Raw genomic sequence first — 18,157 nt, forward strand, 5'->3', positions numbered from 1 at the left:
GTTCAGGTACCCAGTGCGTGCTCGATCAGGATCGGAACGTCGTACGGGCGCACGATGCCGATGCGTGTGGACGGGTCGGGGTTGCCGTATCCGGGCTCGACGACGACTCCCTCGGGGCCGACGACGACCGACGTGACGGCGGGCGCGAGGTCCAGGGCCTCAACGGCGTAGGCGAGCGCCTGCAGATAGCCGCCGCGGGCAACCACCGCAGGCCGGAACGAGTGCTTGCACTCAAGGAGCAGTGCGCTCTCGCCGGGGCGGATCAGCATCAGGTCGGTGCCGAGCGCACCGCCGGCACCGGGGACGCCGTGGGCGACCTTGGGGTAGAGCTCCTCGACGTCGTAGTACCCCCAGGCGCCAGCGGCCTCGAACCAGAGGTCCCACTCCCGGTCCTCGTGATCGGTGACCAGGTACGCGGGTCCACGGGAGGAGTCGCCGAGCGGGTGCCGGGAGACGACGTGCGCCCCTGCGGTCCTGAGGCCGTGGAGGACCTCGCCGAGGACCGCGAGATGAAACAGTCGGCCGGTGAGCTCCGGCGACGGTCCGACGACCTCGCGGGCCAGACGCGCGAGCTCTTCGGGGTCACCGGCGGCCTGAAGCGCCCTGGCGACCGGGACGAGCAGTCTCCACGGGTGTCCCTCGGCGGCGACGGCGGCGAGGTCGGGCGGTGTCGGCGAGGCGGGCGTGACGTCGGAGAGCGGCTCGACGTCCAGGAGCGTCAGCGCGGCCTTGGCGCGACGGACGGCCTGACGGTGGTGGGGGTCGCCAAGCTTCTCGGCGTCCCTGACCAGCGGCACGAGCTGGTCCAGGGTCCAACGCGTCACGGTGCTGAGAAGGGTCTCGGGTACGCGCCGGCGGTCGCGGCCGACGAACGTGCGCGGTGGCCAGCCGGCGATGCGGGTCCGTGTCCACGACGTCCCCGGACGTGGGCTGCTGGAGCGGTAGTCGCGCGTCTCGGTGCTGGCGGGAAGCGCGTCGAGCCAATCGCGTGGGTCCTCGGGCCACTCGGCCAGCGTGGTTTGCAGGCGTTCGAAGAGAACACGGCGGGCGCGCCTGCGGACCATCGAGGGTTTCCAGTGGCGTTCGGCGACGTCGTCGGCGGCGCCGAGCGCTTCCCAGAGCTGCCCTTGGCCGCTCCAGGACCGCAGGACCTCGACCAGGCCGCGCTGCGGAATCGGCGGCGGTTCGGGGGTCGACCCGAGGTCAATCAGGTCAGGGTCGAGAGCAGGCTCTCCAGGAACTCCCATTGACCCTCCCCGATCAGCTGCTCGGCGGTCACCACGCGGGCCTTGAACGTGTCGAGCGTCTTCGGCTCAAGCTGGGCCAGCAACGGGCCGGCGCCGAGGAGGTACCCCTCGAGGAGGAGCTGCTCGAGGTCGACGTCGCCGCCGAGCGCCAGCCCGCTGGAAACGTAGCCGGGGACCGCAAGGAACAGCGCGGGCCCGACCACGGGCTGCAGCAGCCCGAGGTGCGCGGCGTAGAGCCCCTCGACGACCTCCTGGACGCGGTCGACGTTCACGTTGGGCTGCCCCTCGGTCAGCTGGTCGAGGCGCGGGGCCAGCGCCTCGTGGAACTGGCCGGTGTCGATGGCGGGGACGGGGACGCGTGCGAAGCGACGGCCGAGTGCCTGTCCGAAGCGGAAGACGCGGTGGGCATCCAGCGCGTTGTAGGTGCCCAGAAGCTTCCAGTCACGGCCGGCTCGGTAGACGATCTCACCGCCGGCGCCGTCGACGAGCCCCTCCGGGTTGACGACTTCGTTGTCGGCCTCATCGCTGGGTTCGAGGCGGATCGTGGCAGCGTCGCTGGTGCCGGCGGCCCGCCCGAGGGTGACGGCCCTACCAGAGAGGAAGGTCAGGAGTCCGCCGAAGATGCGGTCCATGTCCGCGCGGTTGGCCTCGTCGAGGATCAGCCAAGTCTTGTCGCGCACGGCGTCGAGGACGTAGCCGGGCTTGAACCGAAGGTGCCCTTGGTCGTCGACGGTCTCGCCACCGACGAGCTCGCGACTGGTCCACCCCTCCTCCGGGGTCACCACGAGCGGCGTTCCCTTCGGCGCGGCCGCGAGCCCGTAGGCCCCCGGGTCCTCCTGCGCATCCTGGAACGCCTCGAGCAGCAGCGTCGTCTTGCCCGTGCCGGGAGGGCCGATGAGCATCACGGCGCGCGACGACGCGATCGCCAGGCGAAGCATGCGACGGATCCGCTCGTCGACCACCAGTCGCTCGTGATCGGCGGGCAGCACCACGACGGGTGGTGGATCGAACTCAAGCTCAACTTCGGTGTCCGCATCGGTGTCGGCCGTGGGGACGACCTCGACGCGTTCGACCTGGTCGTGGTTCTCGCGGAGGCGATCGGCGATCGTGCCGCCAGCAGGCTCGTAGACGGTCCACGCGTCGACGTCCCTGGCTTCGTGAGGCACGATTGCTGCGACGACGGCCTTTCGTCCCGACTTGGCGCCGATGATGTTGGGCGCCTCAGCGGCGACTTGGTGCTGCAGCGTCGTGTCGGCGAGAACGACGACGAAGATCGAAGCGTTCTTGTTGCCCTTCTGGACCGCGCGGGACGCTACGGTCGACGATTTGCCCACCCGAGTGGTGTAGACGATCTCTTCCGGGTCTCCGAGGGCTTCGGTCAGGTACTGACTGAACGGCACCATGGCTGGGACGCTCGTTGCCGCTTTGTCTCGGCCAGCCAGAGCCTCGGCGATCTCCATGTTCTTGCAGACTAGAGAGCGCTCATCTTCTTGTGGTGGGCGTGGAGGGCGTCGATGAATCCGTCGACGAAGCGGAGACGGCCCTGGTCCGCCCGCTTGAGGAATCCCGCGGTGGCGCGCAGCGACAGCGGCTTGGGGTCGTGGTCGAGGAACGTCTCGAGTGCCGGGCGCTCCCATTGGACGGGGAACGACGAGCGGTCGACCTTCCACGCCTGGCCGTTTTCGCCCCATGCGGCGTCGGGCCACCGCATTCCGGCGACGATCTCGGTCTCGGTGAGCTCGGGAACCTCACGGGGCTCCGCTAGCGCCTGGCCGAGCCACTTGGCCATCGGCACGGTGACGGCGTTGCCTACGAGCTTCCAGCGGGCGCCGAGGCGGTGGGGCTGTTCGGGCTGCGCCGCAACGGTCCAGTCGGTCTCGAAGCCCTGCATGCGTTCGGCGTCGCGGATGTCGGGCGTGACGATCCGTCCGTCGGTCATCCAGATGGCCGGCGGCGACGGGATCCCGATCGTCGAGCCGCCCTTGAGTGTCGGGACCGCATCGACGGCCCAGCCGAGTCCCCGGACACCCTCGGTCCAGTAGAAGCCGCACGCGCGGCCGTTTCGCTCGCGCTCCTCGATGACGGGACCGGCCTCGTCGGGAAATAGGATCGTCCGCGGGTCCTCCGTGCGAGACGCGAGGAGAACGACCCGTCGGCGACGTTGAGGCACACCGAACGCGCGGGAGTCGACCACGCGGTAGGCCCAGCGGAACCCCATGTCGCTGAGCGAGTCGGTCAGGAATCTCATCGCCTGGCCGCGCTCGAGCTGCAGCATGAACGGCACGTTCTCGAGCAGCAGCCACTTCGGGGTGGTGGCGGGGTCGGAGACGAGCCGGAAGACCTCCCCCACCAGCCCGGACCGGTCGCCGGTGATGCCGGCGGTTCGTCCGGCTTGCGAGAGGTCCTGGCACGGGAACCCGGCGGCGACCAGGTCGACGTCCCCGAGCGACGGAAGATCACGCACGTCCTCCACGATGCTCACGTCGGGGAAGCGGTCTTCGAGGACGCGCTTGGCGCCGGGTTCGATCTCGCACAGCAGCTGGCTGTGGTGGCCGGCCTGCCGGAACCCCTCCTCGATGCCGCCAATGCCCGCGAACAGGCCAGCCACACGCAGCGACTGCCGCGGCTCCGGGAGCGTCTCGGGGAAGGGCAGGGTGGCGGCGAGCGGCTTCATGGGAGAGGCCCCGGACGCGGTGCCGAGCACCGGATCCAGGGCTGACTGAATCTACGTTCCCTCCCGGACGGCACCCAGAGCTCTTACCTACTGAGTATTTACTGAGCTCACCTACGCTTGCACGACCGGCCTCTATCGGCCTCTTGCCGTTTACTGGATCGACACTGACCAACGGAGCGGCTATGAGGAACTACTGGGTGTTCAACATCGGGACGGGGACGGAGGCGCCGCCGGAGGACTGGATCGGCGTCTGGCGTCATCACACGCAGGAGATGTGGTTCCCCGGCAACCGACGGCCGTCGGGGGTGCGGCCCGGAGACCGCGCAGTGATTAACGGATCGCTGCGCCGCGGGTTCATCGCGGTCGTCGAGGTGGCCTCCGAAGCGCCGGAGGTCAACGAGGGCGGCTCCGAGGCGGACCGGCAGCGGTGGCCGTGGAAGTTGCGCTACCGGGTCCTGGTGGCAATCCGCGCGGATCTTCACGCCCCGTCGCTAGAGGACGTCGAGTGGGAGAACCCGCTGAGGTTGCGCCGGCAGTCGCACGTGCAAACCGACGAGGCAACCTACACCCGGGTGGCGACCGCCATCGTCGGGGCCGCCGCTCGAGCCGTCCTGACCTAGGAGGCCTTCTCGATCGTCCAGTGCGCCGACCTACGCGCCGCGATATCCGTCGAGAAGTTCGCCGGAGCCAGGAGGCCGACGCTCTCCCCGAGCTGCTTGGCGGTGAGCTCCTCGTTCGCGCCAGCGGGGTCGAACGCGACTACCTCATCCTCGATGCGCGCTGGCGCAAGGACCCGCAGCTGCTCGTTCCTGAACGCACCGGCGGCTTCGGCTGCCCGGAATCGCTCCTGCCACTCCGCACGGCTCATACGGATCTCCGCCGCCCGGTTCGCGATCTCGACGTCCGTGGAAGAAGCGATGAACGCGACCTGCCGCTCGGGGTCTGGCTCGTCAGCCGTCCCGCGGCGCTGCTCCTCCCGAGCCGCAGAAAAGCGCTTCAGCTTTACCCTCACAGGCGAGACGGCCTTCTCGTTCAGCCACCGCATGACATGAGGCGACGCCTTCATGAACGCCAGTGCAGCCAGAGCCACGACCACGTCCGCGACCTGTTCGTCGTGGTCCTGGTCATCGGCGGCATCCTGTACGCCGGCAACGCGTTACTGATAGAGGCGGGCGCCAAGACCGACCCGGCAGACCGCCGAGGCCAGGCAGACGCACGCTTCAGCGCGAGCTGCGGACGACATCGCGGGCCGGGGAGCGACACACCGTCGCGCGCCTCGGGGTCCGGGACGCTGAACCGAGCGCAAGAACACCACCCTGCGTACCGTGCTGAGGAGGTCAGCGAAACGACGCCGATGACTAAGAGGCTCTCGTCGCTCACAGCGGAACGGACGACAAAAGCAGGTGCTACCAGCGGGCGTGATCGCCGGGACGGGCATCGCAGGTGGCGCATCGGGCGCGCCGACGACCGACGGTGCGGCATCATCCGCCCGAGCCTGCGCTCCAAACCGCGCTTGGCCCAGACGTCCCAGACCAAAAAGCGGCCCCGGGGTAGGCCCGGGTCATGGGGAACGAAAAGCGGCGGGTCTCCCCGCCGCTCAACAGTCCTTGCTGCGTACATCCGGCCACGGAAGAGCGCCTCGCCACCATAGCGACAAAGACCGCCCTGCCGACGTGGCACCGCGACCACCGGTCGCCACAGGCCAGTCCCTGCGCCGCTAAGTCACGCCTCCGGCCGCGAGAAACTCAAACCCGCGCCGGCCGCGCCCTGGAAGGGGCGCCATTGCCGGATTCAAGCCTTCGCAGGCCGCGCGCGCTCCCGCGGGACCCCTTCCGACCGATGATCCGTCCTCGCTGACCGGGCGCCCGTATCGCGCCAGCTCGGCGACGTCTCAATTACTCCTACCGCAGCAGGTCCTGAGCCATGTTCCGGACCGACCGCTGCATCACGTCCCGTGAGCAGGTCGGCGCGAGACGACGAAGACAGTTCGACTGCGCTAGCGGGCTGCGCGGCGGGCCAGTTCCGACAACGTAGCCCCGTCAGCCGTGTGTCCATCCGCGAGCACGGCGGAGAAGCCGGTGTCCGGGTTCGCGCGCAAGAACCGGACGCCACTTTCCACGAGACGTTCGACTCCGTCACGAAACCCGAGGCGGTTCCGGGGGAAATTCGTCGAAGTCCGAATTTGCACGGCGGATGCTGGCCGAGATGCGTCCGGGCGGATCATTTCGAGCGCCGAGAGAAGGTCGGGCGCACTCTGACCTTCGTATGCCCAACCCCCGGAGCCGAGCTCGACGGTCCAATCTGAACCCGTTAGAGCAGCGAGTCGGGCTTGGTGCTCACCGGCGACCCAACGGGTCCAAAGTTGTCGAGCTGCCGACGGGACGAGGCCGACTGGTGGATCCGTCAGAAGGCTCTTGACGGCCTCAACTGCCGATTCATCGCCCCAGCTCGCCTCTAGCCACAGGGTCCCCCCGTCGCCTTCGATCAATCCAGGGGGCAGCGATCCAGTTCCGTCCATCACTCCAACGAGGGCTCGAACTCGGTCATCCACGCCTCTGATGCAGAAATAGCGTTCGCAGTCAGCAGCCGGCAGCACGTACTGCCAACCCGGGGGCCACTGCACGTTGTTGCGTTCGAGCGTGACGCACTCCTCTGCAGGAGCGACCAGGGGCATCAGACGCTTGTCGCCTCGCTTCTTGAGCCGCTCAGTCAGCGCCTCGGCGGTACTCCCTGTACCGCCGAGCGTCCGAACCAAACGTCTCCACGCGTCTCCGCGGACGACCGAGTCAGAGGGGTCTAGACCTGAGCTCCAGAGCAAGGTTCCCAACGCATCGCCGTGGTCGACTTCGGACGTCCGGCGGACGACTATCGAGTAGCGATCCTCCCGAAGAACGAGGAAGGCCAGGTCGTCGACCTTCATCTCGAGCCAACTCATCGGCTCGTCGATTGATCCGCCAACGAACCCAGTGGGAGCCCACTCCAGAACGAGTCGATGGGGTGGCCCGTTCCCGGACCAGCGCAGCAGGCGCCGTTCCCCCGGCTCCACTGCGAGGGCCTCTGCGATCGACCGCGGCAGTTGCCATCCGGGCTTGCCTTTGAGGATGAACTCATTGACCTTCAACCGAAAAGCCCACCCTTCTTCGAGAAGGAAGCAAGTGCTGAGATCACCGATCCAGCGAAGTGCCATCAGCCCTCGCCCACAGCCCGGATCGTCCCGCCACCGTGCCGAGTGAGCCGTGGCCGCATGACGACTCGCTGCGGGCGCCGGAACATTGCGTCACCGCCACTCGAATAGACGAACGCCTCGCCCGGTGCCAGTTTCGCGAGCTGAGGGGAAGTTACGTCGCTCGCGAACCCGGAGTTGACCTTCTTAACGTGGTCCAGCCATTGCGGGCTCATGAAGCGATGTGCCACCACTACGGACGAGAGCTCGATGACCTCTCTCGGTACCGACGGCGGGTTCTGCGAGGCGATTACAACGCTCGTCCCCTTGTGGCGCATCTCCCGAATCGACTCGACGATTGCGCCCGTGAGACGTGGGTTGTCCATGTACTTGTGGGCCTCGTCGAAAACGACCAGGCGGTTGAATCGCTTCCCGGACGAGTCGCGACCTTGCGTGAACGCCCGGAGCAGGACCATGAACAGCGCGAGCGCCTCGTCTTTCTCCATGAACGGGTCGCGGACGTCGACGATGACGAGACGGCCCGGCTGCACCAGGTCCGTGACGCCCCCCGAGTCGGAAACGAACTTCGCGACGAAATCGAGGCGTGTCTCGGCGATGTTCTTTTGAGAGGCCGTTAGGCGACTATTAGCGATCGCATCCCTGAGACCCTTGAGGGACAAGTCGTTCCTCAGCCCCTTCAACAGTGTAGTGATGGTCTTCACGTACATCTGGTCACCCCCTTCAACACCCATGAGGAGCTTCCAGTCGTTCACCACCAACTCATCGGGGCGCAGAAGCAGAGGATGCACCGGCAGTCGACCTCCGAACTCGGCGTGGCGCTCTGTCGTGAGGTCGCTTGGGACGACAAGATGGATGTCTTCGATCGGTCGCGGCGCGGCACCCATCCCTCCGAGCTCCGCGACCTGTGCCTCCGTTGCGTTCGCATCCACCATCGATGCGAACTCGGGGAGATACGTCTGGTCCGTGGAGAAGTGAAAGACAACGACTCCGAGGGGGTTCGACAGCCGATGGAGAGCCGGCTCGCGCATGAGCGCCGCTTCGATCACATTCCCGACCGTGTAACTCTTTCCCGCGCCTTGTACACCGAAGATCGAGATGACGTTCGTCCCATCGACGTCGATTGCCACAGGCCGACCGGTCGCAGCGTGGCGACCTACGACGCCGTACTGCTCGCTTTCAAGGGCCTGGCCAATCAGAGCGACGTCTGCTGGCTCGGGACCTTCGGCCGGCGGTACCGGAGGCAGCGTCTCCGACTCATCGACCTCGGGGTCGTCCTCGGCAACGGGCACGAGGATAGGGTGCGGCGTAGGGCGCTCAATCCTCCTGACCTCGCGCACCTCCGCGAGCGCCGTCGACTCAAGAATGCTCGGCTCATCAACCTCCAGACGGGCCGAAGGGATGGTCTGCAGGCGTGTGGGGGCCGAGTCCAGCATCCGCAGAACGCGCGCGCGAGAGACTCGGTGCACCGCCACCCTGTCAAAGGTCGTCTCTTCGTCCTCGCTCGTGTCCCCCAAGTCGAACACAACGGCATGCATGACGAACTGGACGTCGAAGCCCTTATCGAGCGACATGATCAAACTTCGAGCGCGCGCCGCGTCTGCAGCCGCCATGTGCTCATGCCTCGTCGCCCGATCCAGGTACCGGGACAGCAACCTGCTCAACCTGCGCGTTCTCATCGCCGACACCAACTCAATCTGCGGTCGGTCGGACATACCGAAAAGCGTCGATCCGAGAACCATCAGCGAGTTGTTCAGCTGCGCTGCGATCCCGTCGAGGAACGCAGCCGGGAGAGTCCCGGGCAAGTCCTTCCGAGCCTTTACCTCGACCAGGTGAACTTCGAGACAGCGCGCATCTGCACGCGGGCGGACAAGAGCGAGGTCCGTACGGCTGAGCGCCTCGACGCCTGCGGACCCGAGCTCAAGTTCTTCCCTGAAGAGGTCCTGATGCAGATCGAGAGGAACGACCAACGCCTTACGCAGGATCCCTTGGGCTTCGAGGTGAATGCCCGCCAGGCCCAGGGAGACAGCCTCCAACGCATGGGTTGGGGCACTGAGAAGGCGCAGCGCAAGTCCGGGATTCAACGCGTGCATCGAATCGAGGAGCGATTCGACGCGCTCCGACGACGCAGATAGACCGTAGGCCTCTAGGGCAGGCCGGACGAGCTCAGTGAGTTCGAGTCTAGATCGGGTCGAGACAACGATGTTCCGCGTCGAATGGAGCGGTTCCCGCTCTTCTGCGTCGATCAAGTAGCGGGGGTTGTCCTTCCCATCCTTCTCCGAGTCGAGAAACTCCTCGGTAAAGACAGGGTCCAGGACTAGCACCCAGTCCGAGGTCCGATGTACTGCGTCGAGCACAGCTCGTTTGACGCGTCCCAAGCGCAACCGAACAGCTGGCACGGTGCCGCCCGCGTCTGCGCCGAGGAGCTCCGCCGTGGCAAGCGCACCACCGCGGTACGCCGCCGCAAACGGATCGTCCGAGTCCGGTGTGACGACGTGCTCGTCCCACTGCGGGTCAATCCCATTCCCGCCAGGGCGGAAGACCACGACTGGATCAATCAGAACACCGCCGGCGAAGAAGGATCGACGCTCGCTCAGCGGAGGGACCGGTACTGCGTCGAGCTCGAACCAGTCGACGAAGACGCTGAGGTGCGCGGGAAAACGCTCCGGGGCTTCCGCAAGCGTCGAGAGTTCGTGTTTACTGTAAGTCAGTTTCGGGGCGAGCACATCGCCCGAAGACGACACGAGCGCGTCAGCTGCGTCCTTGTTCTTTGCGCGGGCCGACTCCGGCTCGGCCATGAACGCGTCGAGTGCAGCGCCCGTCGCGGAACGCTGAAGATCGGCTGCGAACAACCGGACGACGAACCGCACGTCCGCGGTCCTCACATCCGCTTGGAGAGCCAGCAGGACCTCAAGAATGAGCGCTCCGTCTCCGGGTTGGACGACGTTGAGCTGCAGCGTCGAGACGTAGGGGTGAGTGCTGAGGTACCGGCGGACCCTACGCACGATCTCCTCGGGGGCGATACCGCCGAGTCGCCTCTGGTTACCGACCAGACGACGTCGTATCTCGGCCACCCGCGGGGCGATGTTCGAACTAGACGGCGGAGCCCACAAGCCCCATTGCAGCGAGAGGGACTCGAAGAAGCGCAGCTCGCGCCCACCGACGACGATGACGTGAGGAACGTTCTCGGGGCCAAGGCTCGAAGCCAACCGTACGAGCCGTTCACAATCGCTGTCGTCGACATCCTCTACCTCGGCCGCCTCAAGAAGCTGCTGATGATGGCGGACGAGCCACAGGAACCGAAGTGGATGGAACGGTCCGACGAGAACGAGTTCCGAGGCCGCGTCGAGGCGTACCTGATCAAGTCTCAGCAGGGCGCGCCGCGTAACCTCATCCGACTTCTCGAGTTCTGAGCGCCACGCTTCCGCGTAGGCAACCGCTGCCTCCTGCACTTCGCGGAGGTCTGCGGTCGCCAAGCAGATAGGGACGTCGTCGCCGACAAGCAGCTGGTTGCTTGACACCGCTCGGGCGACGGCCTCTCTAGCGTCGAGGAAAGCTGACGGGAGACCGTCGATGGTCTCATCAGCCACGATGGTTCCGTCGGGGTCCAGACGCCAGTTGATCGGGTCCCGCGGATCAGAGAGCACCATCTCTTCGACGCGGGCGAGGGGCTTCGGTACGAGCATCCGAAACGATCCTGGCGCTCCGTCAAATCTCATAACAAAATCGTGAGCCAGAGATCCGGCCGCCCCCTCCGCTGGCCGGCTGTAGGCGACGTGCGGCATTCCAACGGCCCCCCCTGCGGCGCGGCGGGCTCGAACGGAGGCCTCCGCCATTCCGCCGACATCTGCCTCAATTGGCGCGTCGCCCGGATCAGCTTCCTTTACTACGAACGCCTCGCTCTCAGCCTCCTTCTGGACGAAGTTGTCTTCGTCAACGGCCTCCACGCGCAAGACATACGTGCCGGGGTCGAGGTCGTCGACGTCGAGCTTCACACTCCAGGTCAGATCCCCGCCGCGGCCGAGGGAGGTGACCGCCTTACGCTTTTGGATGCCAACGTCGATCAAGGCATTCGATCGCTCCGGCCGATGCATCACATACAGCCGCAGGTGGCTCAGGCCCGAGATGGACTTCGGCGGCGGAGTGCAACGGATCGACGCGGTGATCTTCGGCTGTCCGCCTCGAGTTGTGGGGGGATCCAGATCGTGGTCCAGATCCCCCTTCAGCCCAAGGAACATCAGCTGGCTTATGGACGCGGCCGCAGCCTGCTTCTCGATCAACCGTGTGGCGGGAGCGTCTGCAAGCTCGTCCGCGAGCCCGCGCGCGACATCCCACCGGTCCGGCGAGGCCTGCTCAAGTACACCTAGGAGGCTCCTCCGATCCTGCTCGCTCTCGTCGTCGTCACTCTCGGGGAAGACGTTGCGGACTCGATCCGCGGCCGCCTCAGGGGTCGCGAGTCGCTCCATCTGCTGAAGGTTCCGTCGCAGTCGCGACGGAATCTCCTCTTCGGGCTCATCGACCAGGCCGCTGTCAGGGATCAAACCCAGGGCCGACATTGCCTTGCCGAGACCTTGTGCATTCGGCCTGCTCAGGGCGTCGCTGGTGAAGCGGGCGACAGCTTTTTCGGAGACGCCGAAGTCATTTCTCCGGAGGACCTCCCGCGCGACGACTTCGACCGTCTTAGCGAAGACTGGGTCGACCTCCGTGAGCTTGAGGCTCGCCTGAGCACGGGCGTCCTGGTAGAGGGTCGACGTGTCGATCACCTCGAAAGTCGTAACCCCGAAACTGTCCTCGACTGGCAGCTGACTTCCCGCCGGAATCAGCACGACAAGCTTCAAGCCCGAAGTTTCGGATTCATTCCGGTGCTCGACAACCTTGGCCGGCGCCGCGTGCCATGGCTTCTTGGGGTTGGCGGTGACGAGGCAAAATCGCTCGTCGCTTCGCGCATCGTCGTGCAACCGCTTGGCTACCTCTTCGGCCAGCTTCGCTGGGATGTGCGGGACCTGGGCGCAATGCCCCGGACCGCGCCGAGCGACGACGTCGCGAATGCGCGACGCCAGCACGTCGATGAGTGTGTCCTCGAAACGACTCATGCGACGGTGAACCTAGGGCGGACGAGCTGCGCCACGAATGCATCGGACAAATCTTTGAACAACCCGGTCTCACGCAACCGTGCCTTGAACCGATCGACGTTGCTGGCTAGCACCCTTGCCACCTCGAAATCGTTCTGAAGCGCGACGGGGGAAGTGGCGATACACAGGCCGTACCGGCGCTCAAGGTGGGTGATGAGCTCGTCGACTCGAAGCGGCTGAGTATGGAACTTTCCATTACTCCGTTGGACCAGCGCCACGAGAGTCAAAGTCTCGAGGAGCCCCGCTCCCATGGCGGCGCGGCGGCGACTCCTGCCTCCCAGCGGCTGACGCAGCATTCCGTTCGCGGTGTTCTTTGCCATGAGCGAGTCGAGCAACTGCCGGTGGTAGCCAACCCAGTTGTTTGCTTTCAAGGCGACGAGCAAACCGTGGTACGTCCTGAACGGGCTCATTCCGAGGGATCGATACTCGTCAACGAGCCGCTCGAGTTCGGTGAGATTGTCTTTGTCCTTCGCATTGTCCTGCAGCAGACTGTCCATCTGGGCTTCGAAGTACGCGTCGAATCTCGGTCGGTCGCCCTCCCGCTCACTCGAAGCGAGTTCATCGATCGACTCCGGCATGGCCACGCCTCGCTTATGTGCGGCTTCTGCATACTGGTGAAGCTTCTTAAGGGCCATATGGGCCTGAACGTAGCGCTGGAGGGTTTCATCTCGGACCTGCCACGACCGCTCCGCCAGCTTGGCCATTTCCGTTCCCCGGTCTTCGCCGAAGTCCACCACGAGATCGAGAATCGGATCCTCCGCCGGCGCGGTGCCGTGGTCGTCGACATGGGTGACTATCTCGGAGATCGTCAAGAGATCGAGACCGAGGTGAAAACCGGTGAGACGTTGAAGGTGCGCGATCAAGGACATCCGCGGCATCTCGTCTCGGTAAGCGATCAGACGACGGACGTCATCTGCGTAGAGCCTGGCCCGCTTTGACGACAGGGGCCGAGGCGGCACGGGCACTTCGTCGTTTGGTTTTGCCGCGAGGTCCGGTGCGTACCTGTCGCCCAGAAGGGATAGAGCAAGGGTCACGATGTCCGAGTCGCCTCCATCAGAGCTGGCGATCAGCTTGCGGAGATCTTTGAGCACTCCTTTGTCCTCGTGCCACAGCCAGCCGTAAACGGCGAGCGAGGCGTTCGAGTCATCGGAATGTTTCGTTGTGCTCCGAAGACGGATTGCCTCTGCGTGCAGCGGGCGGGCGACAGAGTACTGAGTGGGATCTCGCTTTAGGGGGCGTACGAGGTCGGCACGTAGCCACGCCTCCGCTGCCCCAAGATCGAAATCCGAGAATACGGCCGCATCGGAATTGTTCATCTCCTGTGCCAGATCCGCGATCGTCTTGAGAGGCACGGTCCTCCGCACGGGCACACGGTTGTCAAGGAGAATCCGCAGCCAGAGCTGCGTGAGCAGTGGGTCCCAGCCCACCGCGCGGACGTCTACGGGGGTGATGAACTCAAGCCGGAACTCGTTGTGGGGCTTACGAAGGACCGTCATGCCTCTGCTTCCATTCTCAAGGTCGCCTGACCGGGCTCCCGGACCACTCGGAAGAACTCACGGTCGTCGCGAGAGAGCAGCAGCGCATTCGTTGGTAGCGCTGCAAGCTGATCCTTAAAAACCCTCAAGTTCAGCCACGCCCCCTGCATCTCGGCGCGAGACGGCACGAACCCGTCGTTGATGCGGCCGAGTGTTTCGAACAGGTCTAGGTCTATCTCAAGCACGGCCGAGGGATGTTCCGTGTAGTGCAGCAACAGAGTGTCAGGCGCGTACTCCACGAAACCAGCACTCTCCCGCTCCTGTTTGATTGTCAACGCAAAGGACGTCGCCTGGTGCAGCACGTAACTACGGTCCGAGCCTCCCACCTCGGGGGCAAGGCTGATTCCGAGCGAGCCGGCGAAACGTTCGTTGTAGAGACCTTCGCTGTGCGAGATCGCTCGCACGACTCGGTCTCGAGCGGCATCGTCGACTCCTTCGAGCAATGCCTCGAACTCGGTGAGGCGACGGTGCGGAAACATCGACGCCCAGGCGGACCCCTCAAGCGTCAGGAAGCGCAACCGCCGCAGACCGCCGTGGACGAACTGGACGAACGCGATGTCCGTTATCTCGCCTGACCTGACCGACTGCCGGAGCTCGTCGAGCATGAGTGCGTGCCCGTCGGGTCCGTCCGCTCCGGAGGAGCATCCGGCGTCAGAGCCCAGGGCCCAAGCGCGCGCATCCTCGGGTGGGTCAGTCGTCGTCGTTCCGACATCGAGAGCGCTCAAAGCAAACATCAACCTGTCGCGGGGTGCGGCCGGGTCGCCGAGATGCGTCACGGTCGGTGAGGCTCCGAACAACGCATTCGAGAGATGTCCCGCCACGAGTTGCGCAGTAGCCTGACTGTCGCTCTCGTCACTCCTTCTCACCAAGTCAACGATCTCGTGACACGGTCGGTTTCCGACAGTCATAAAGGACAGTCCGGACCGGAGATCACGCATCGTGATGTGCAACCGCCTCCGGAGCCGCACCACGTCCAGCGTCTGGCGAATTCGTTCGGCTGCACGTGGTCCGGACACGGGGTCACTGAGAAGTGAGGCGTTCGCACGGGCGTAGCAACGGTCCTTCGCAACGCACGTCACGCACGCGGACCAAAGCCGAGGGTCACTGAACCGCGCGATCGTGGCGCTCACGATGTCGTTGCTGAACTCATCTGTCGCCAGGGTCAGCGCCCTTAGGTTGAGGTTCACGACTAGCAACCACTCTTCGGCGCCCGAATCTTTTCCCTGGAGGACATTGTTGATCGCGGCGCTCAGTGCCGGGAACTTCGCGCGGCGTTGCGCATCAGAGATGAAGTCGAGCAGCCGGCCCTCGTTGATCGCGATGAGCTTCACCAGATCGCCTGTTGGCGCAACCTTTTCGCCCGCGAATGGACGGAAAAAGTGCTCAAGCACTTCATCGTTGGCCTCGCCACCCTCGTCCTGGGATCCGTCCCAGTTCGTCTCGAAGATGCGGCCGTCGAGATCTGACGTGGTGCCGTTCCCCGCATCCCTCACCGACTGGTCGGCACCTCGTTCCCTGAGGCGCCGCTCCAGCGTCTGGATGAATGCCGTTTTGCCATCACCGGCGTTGCCGGTGATCAGCACAAGTCGGTGCTCACCAGCCTCGACGGCTTGAGTGAGCTGGTCGTCGATGGCCGTCGGAACATAAGTCCAGTGCCCGAAGTCGTCTAGTCCGCGGGTCCCCGCGTTCGACGTCCGACTCTGGCTGAACAGCGCGTTGATCTCATCTCGGTAGGGATTGTGGTTCGGGCTGTCGGACGTGCGGCTGGGCGGGTCCGCCCTGATCAGCTCACCAGCCTTGACTGAGCCCACGGCGTCCACGAAGGCGGCCGCGAACGCCCCCGCGCTTCGGAAGCGCTCCTCAACGGCTCCCGTCGCCCGTTTCAGCACTCCGACGAGTTGCCCATCGAGCGGTACACGATCAAGCCAATCGGGCAAAGCGGTCACGCCAACCCGACGCCCAGCCATCATCTCGCAGGCAGTGACCGCCAGCATGAAGACGTCCGTTCCTTCCGACCACCCTGTCTCGCCAATGTCGGGCGGGGTGTAGTCCTTGGTTCCGATAACCGTGGTCCCGGCCTCGGCAGTCTTGGCCGAGATGTTGAAGTCAACAAGCACCGGCCGTCTATCGAGACGCATGATCACATTGGCCGGCTTCACGTCACGGTGAAGAAGCGCGTGATTGTGAAGGTGATCGAGTGCAGATGCCAGCCGTTCGACGACTTCGGCCGTCCGCTGAGGAGAGAAGCGCTGTGCGTTCAGGGTGTCCAGTAGCGATTCGCCGACAACCCACTTCGTCAGGAGGAACTTCGTTCGCACGTGAAATTCAGCGGTACCTCGTCTGTACGAGTCGAGCGTGTCAATGAACCTGGGCAATGCCAGGTTCGGGTGGTCTGGAACATCCCGGGCTCGCTGATATTCGGTCTGGATGTCGACCCCTTCGACGCCTTCATGCCGCTCCTGCAGGAACTTGGCCGCAAAGTCCTCCGCCGTCTCAGGGTCTGAAACCCGGTAGACGTGGGCGATTCCACCGGATGCAACGGAAGAGCGCACGACGTAGCGGCCTTTCAGCACGTCGTTCGGCAGCAAGTTGTCGATCACGCCAACAGAGGCAGCCCGCCGGCCGAGCCCGCGCAGTTCCTGGAGGAACGCGCTCGCACTAGGCAGCCGGTCATCAGGGTCGTCCGCAAGGGCCTTCTGAAGCACCTCCCGCAGACCCTTCGGAACTTTGCTCCAGATTGGGTCCCCTCCATCGGGGCGGGCCCCGAAAAGTTGCAGTCCGATCTCGGCGGCCGACCAGACGTCTGAGGCGGCGGTAGCGCGGTGAGCCGCCCCGCGAACCTCCGGGGCAACAAAAGGACCAGTGAGATCCGCCGAAAGGAACCTGCTTACCGATGGGTTCTCGGGTAGCCGAGCAAAATCGAAGTCTGTCAGCACGACCCGACCGTCCGCCAAGACGTGACAGCTCGCGGGCGTCAACCGTCGGTGCACGATCCCTAGCCCATGCACCGACGCGACCGCCGTGAGTATCGCTTCGAGCAGATCCTCGGCGTCGTCGTCGTCAAGATCTGTGGAGTCAAGCCGCGACTCGACTGTAGGCCCGGAGGGCCATTCGGTTACGACAATCAACGAGTCCGACGTCTCGTCCACGTTGTTGACGATCGGGACGACGCCGTCTGCGCCGGCGAGGGTGATCAGAGCGTCCAGGTCCCTCCGCGCCTTCCGAAGCTGTCCTTCGCGCTCGTCACCGGTCGCTAGGGCATCGAAACGAAACCGCTTCAGCCGAGCGATAGGTGCGTTCGGCCCGATGATCGTGTTCCGTGCCGACCAGATCTCCCACGATTCCGCCTCCTCGATCAGCTCCAAGAGCTGCCACGCCCCTACGCGGTCACTCGGCGCAATCGGGCGCGCGTCTCTGGTCAAGGCATCAACGGCCTGATCTATGGCGTGAGACTCCGCGCGCGGAAAGCCGGGAGCGCGCGGGTCGGTCTTCACCGCTTGCAGTAGGTCAGCGGTAACGGTCACGTCGGCGGACGTCCTGCCCTTGATCTGAGGGCGAGTGTCCGAGACCACCACAACCAACGGCTGAATCTGAATGTTCCCGCAGGCTGCAGAGACGGACCTCATCCATGTCGCGAGCTTCTTCGCGTTGCGCCGAACCATGTGGACGGGGTTCGGGACGTAGTAGAGGCCGGCGCCCTTGCCGAAGACCGAAGGCATCTCCCATTGCGAGTCGTTCCCGCGGATTGCGCCCACGAGAGCCTTGACTTCAAGCAGATACGCCCAGCCCTCCGGGCTAACCACAAGGGCGTCGCACTCGGGCGGCTTTCGGCCGTGTGGAATCTCGAAGTTCGACACCACCACCCATCCATCCGGGAGGTCGCGGAGAACGGCCAGGACGGTTCGCTCACCGTCATTGACCGGCTCGCCCAGCTCAATCAGCTTTGCCACGTGACAGTCCTCACGAATTAGGGACGGTGTTCCGACCATCACGGCCGGAGTCTCTTTGGCCCCGGAAGGGCGGGCGTTTCATCGTGCAAACTCCTGGGCATTTCGAGTGCCAGTGTCGGCACCCGCGAAGGGACGGTCGTGCGAGCATCGTCTGATCTGACAACGAACTCAAGGGCAATCGGCGTATCAGCTGCAGCTGGGGCTCCGCCAGTTCGCCTGCGGGGGTTCGGGACTAATTGGTCCACCAATTCAATGGGCCCTTCGGAAAGGGGTGATCGCAAGGGGAGCCCGCCAGTTGACGAGCCAGCGAGCTATCTGCTTACGGCGGTTCGATAGTCCAGGGTTCCGGTGGACGGGAGGCCGGGCCCGAGACGACGTGCTCCAGTCGAGGCGAAAGGCCCGGGCTGTTGTCAGATCTCCAAGACGTCCTCCCGACCA

At 65.1% G+C, this 18,157-nt stretch carries 9 protein-coding genes; 1 reads left to right on the top strand and 8 read right to left on the bottom strand.

The features are described 5' to 3' along the window. Positions 1-2: 2 nt before the first annotated feature. The 3 genes from Q7T67_RS16855 to Q7T67_RS16865 form a co-directional block, all read right to left on the bottom strand. Positions 3-824 carry a hypothetical protein gene (locus tag Q7T67_RS16855; protein WP_304792333.1) on the bottom strand — a complete coding sequence of 274 codons (822 nt, stop codon included), beginning with the start codon at positions 822-824 and terminating at the stop codon, positions 3-5. 383 nt (positions 825-1,207) lie between these two features. Then, on the bottom strand, positions 1,208-2,707 hold the full coding sequence (locus tag Q7T67_RS16860) for an AAA family ATPase (protein WP_304792337.1): 1,500 nt from the start codon (positions 2,705-2,707) through the stop codon (positions 1,208-1,210). 11 nt (positions 2,708-2,718) lie between these two features. After that, complete coding sequence (locus tag Q7T67_RS16865) at positions 2,719-3,921, bottom strand: DNA cytosine methyltransferase (protein ID WP_304792339.1); 1,203 nt, start codon at positions 3,919-3,921, stop codon at positions 2,719-2,721. Positions 3,922-4,103: 182 nt separating this feature from the next. Between Q7T67_RS16865 and Q7T67_RS16870 the strand changes: the two genes are divergently transcribed. Further along, the gene (locus tag Q7T67_RS16870) at positions 4,104-4,541 is read left to right on the top strand and encodes a hypothetical protein (protein WP_304792342.1); all 438 of its coding nucleotides are present in this window, start codon (positions 4,104-4,106) and stop codon (positions 4,539-4,541) included. Here Q7T67_RS16870 and Q7T67_RS16875 read toward each other — a convergent pair. The 5 genes from Q7T67_RS16875 to Q7T67_RS16895 all read right to left on the bottom strand — a co-directional run bounded on the left by Q7T67_RS16875 (position 4,538) and on the right by Q7T67_RS16895 (position 17,719). Then, a complete protein-coding gene (locus tag Q7T67_RS16875; protein WP_304792345.1) occupies positions 4,538-5,017 on the bottom strand; it encodes a hypothetical protein in 480 nt (159 codons plus the stop codon). The genes Q7T67_RS16870 and Q7T67_RS16875 overlap by 4 nt on opposite strands. Positions 5,018-5,917: 900 nt before the next feature. Continuing rightward, positions 5,918-6,856: a hypothetical protein gene (locus Q7T67_RS16880; protein ID WP_304792347.1), complete on the bottom strand. Its 939-nt coding sequence runs from the start codon at positions 6,854-6,856 to the stop codon at positions 5,918-5,920. A gap of 251 nt (positions 6,857-7,107) precedes the next feature. Then, entirely contained in the window at positions 7,108-12,195 is a 5,088-nt protein-coding gene (locus Q7T67_RS16885; protein WP_304792350.1) for an ATP-binding protein, read from the bottom strand. Then, positions 12,192-13,730, bottom strand: a complete 1,539-nt coding sequence (locus Q7T67_RS16890) for a hypothetical protein (RefSeq protein ID WP_304792353.1) — start codon at positions 13,728-13,730, stop codon at positions 12,192-12,194. Before Q7T67_RS16890 ends, Q7T67_RS16885 begins: the two co-directional genes overlap by 4 nt. Next, positions 13,727-17,719 (bottom strand): NERD domain-containing protein kinase family protein, encoded by a 3,993-nt coding sequence (locus Q7T67_RS16895; protein ID WP_304792355.1) that lies wholly within the window; start codon positions 17,717-17,719, stop codon positions 13,727-13,729. Before Q7T67_RS16895 ends, Q7T67_RS16890 begins: the two co-directional genes overlap by 4 nt. Positions 17,720-18,157: the final 438 nt, after the last annotated feature.

The sequence above is a fragment of the Patulibacter sp. genome (genome assembly GCF_030655195.1).
Classification (GTDB): domain Bacteria; phylum Actinomycetota; class Thermoleophilia; order Solirubrobacterales; family Solirubrobacteraceae; genus Patulibacter.

Excerpts from the sequence above, each read along its gene's own strand:
- Q7T67_RS16860 (WP_304792337.1), bottom strand. The coding sequence starts at position 2,707 with ATGGAGATCGCCGAGGCTCTGGCTGGCCGAGACAAAGCGGCAACGAGC.
- Q7T67_RS16865 (WP_304792339.1), bottom strand. The coding sequence starts at position 3,921 with ATGAAGCCGCTCGCCGCCACCCTGCCCTTCCCCGAGACGCTCCCGGAG.
- Q7T67_RS16870 (WP_304792342.1), top strand. The coding sequence starts at position 4,104 with ATGAGGAACTACTGGGTGTTCAACATCGGGACGGGGACGGAGGCGCCG.
- Q7T67_RS16880 (WP_304792347.1), bottom strand. The coding sequence starts at position 6,856 with ATGAGTTGGCTCGAGATGAAGGTCGACGACCTGGCCTTCCTCGTTCTT.
- Q7T67_RS16885 (WP_304792350.1), bottom strand. The coding sequence starts at position 12,195 with ATGAGTCGTTTCGAGGACACACTCATCGACGTGCTGGCGTCGCGCATT.
- Q7T67_RS16890 (WP_304792353.1), bottom strand. The coding sequence starts at position 13,730 with ATGACGGTCCTTCGTAAGCCCCACAACGAGTTCCGGCTTGAGTTCATC.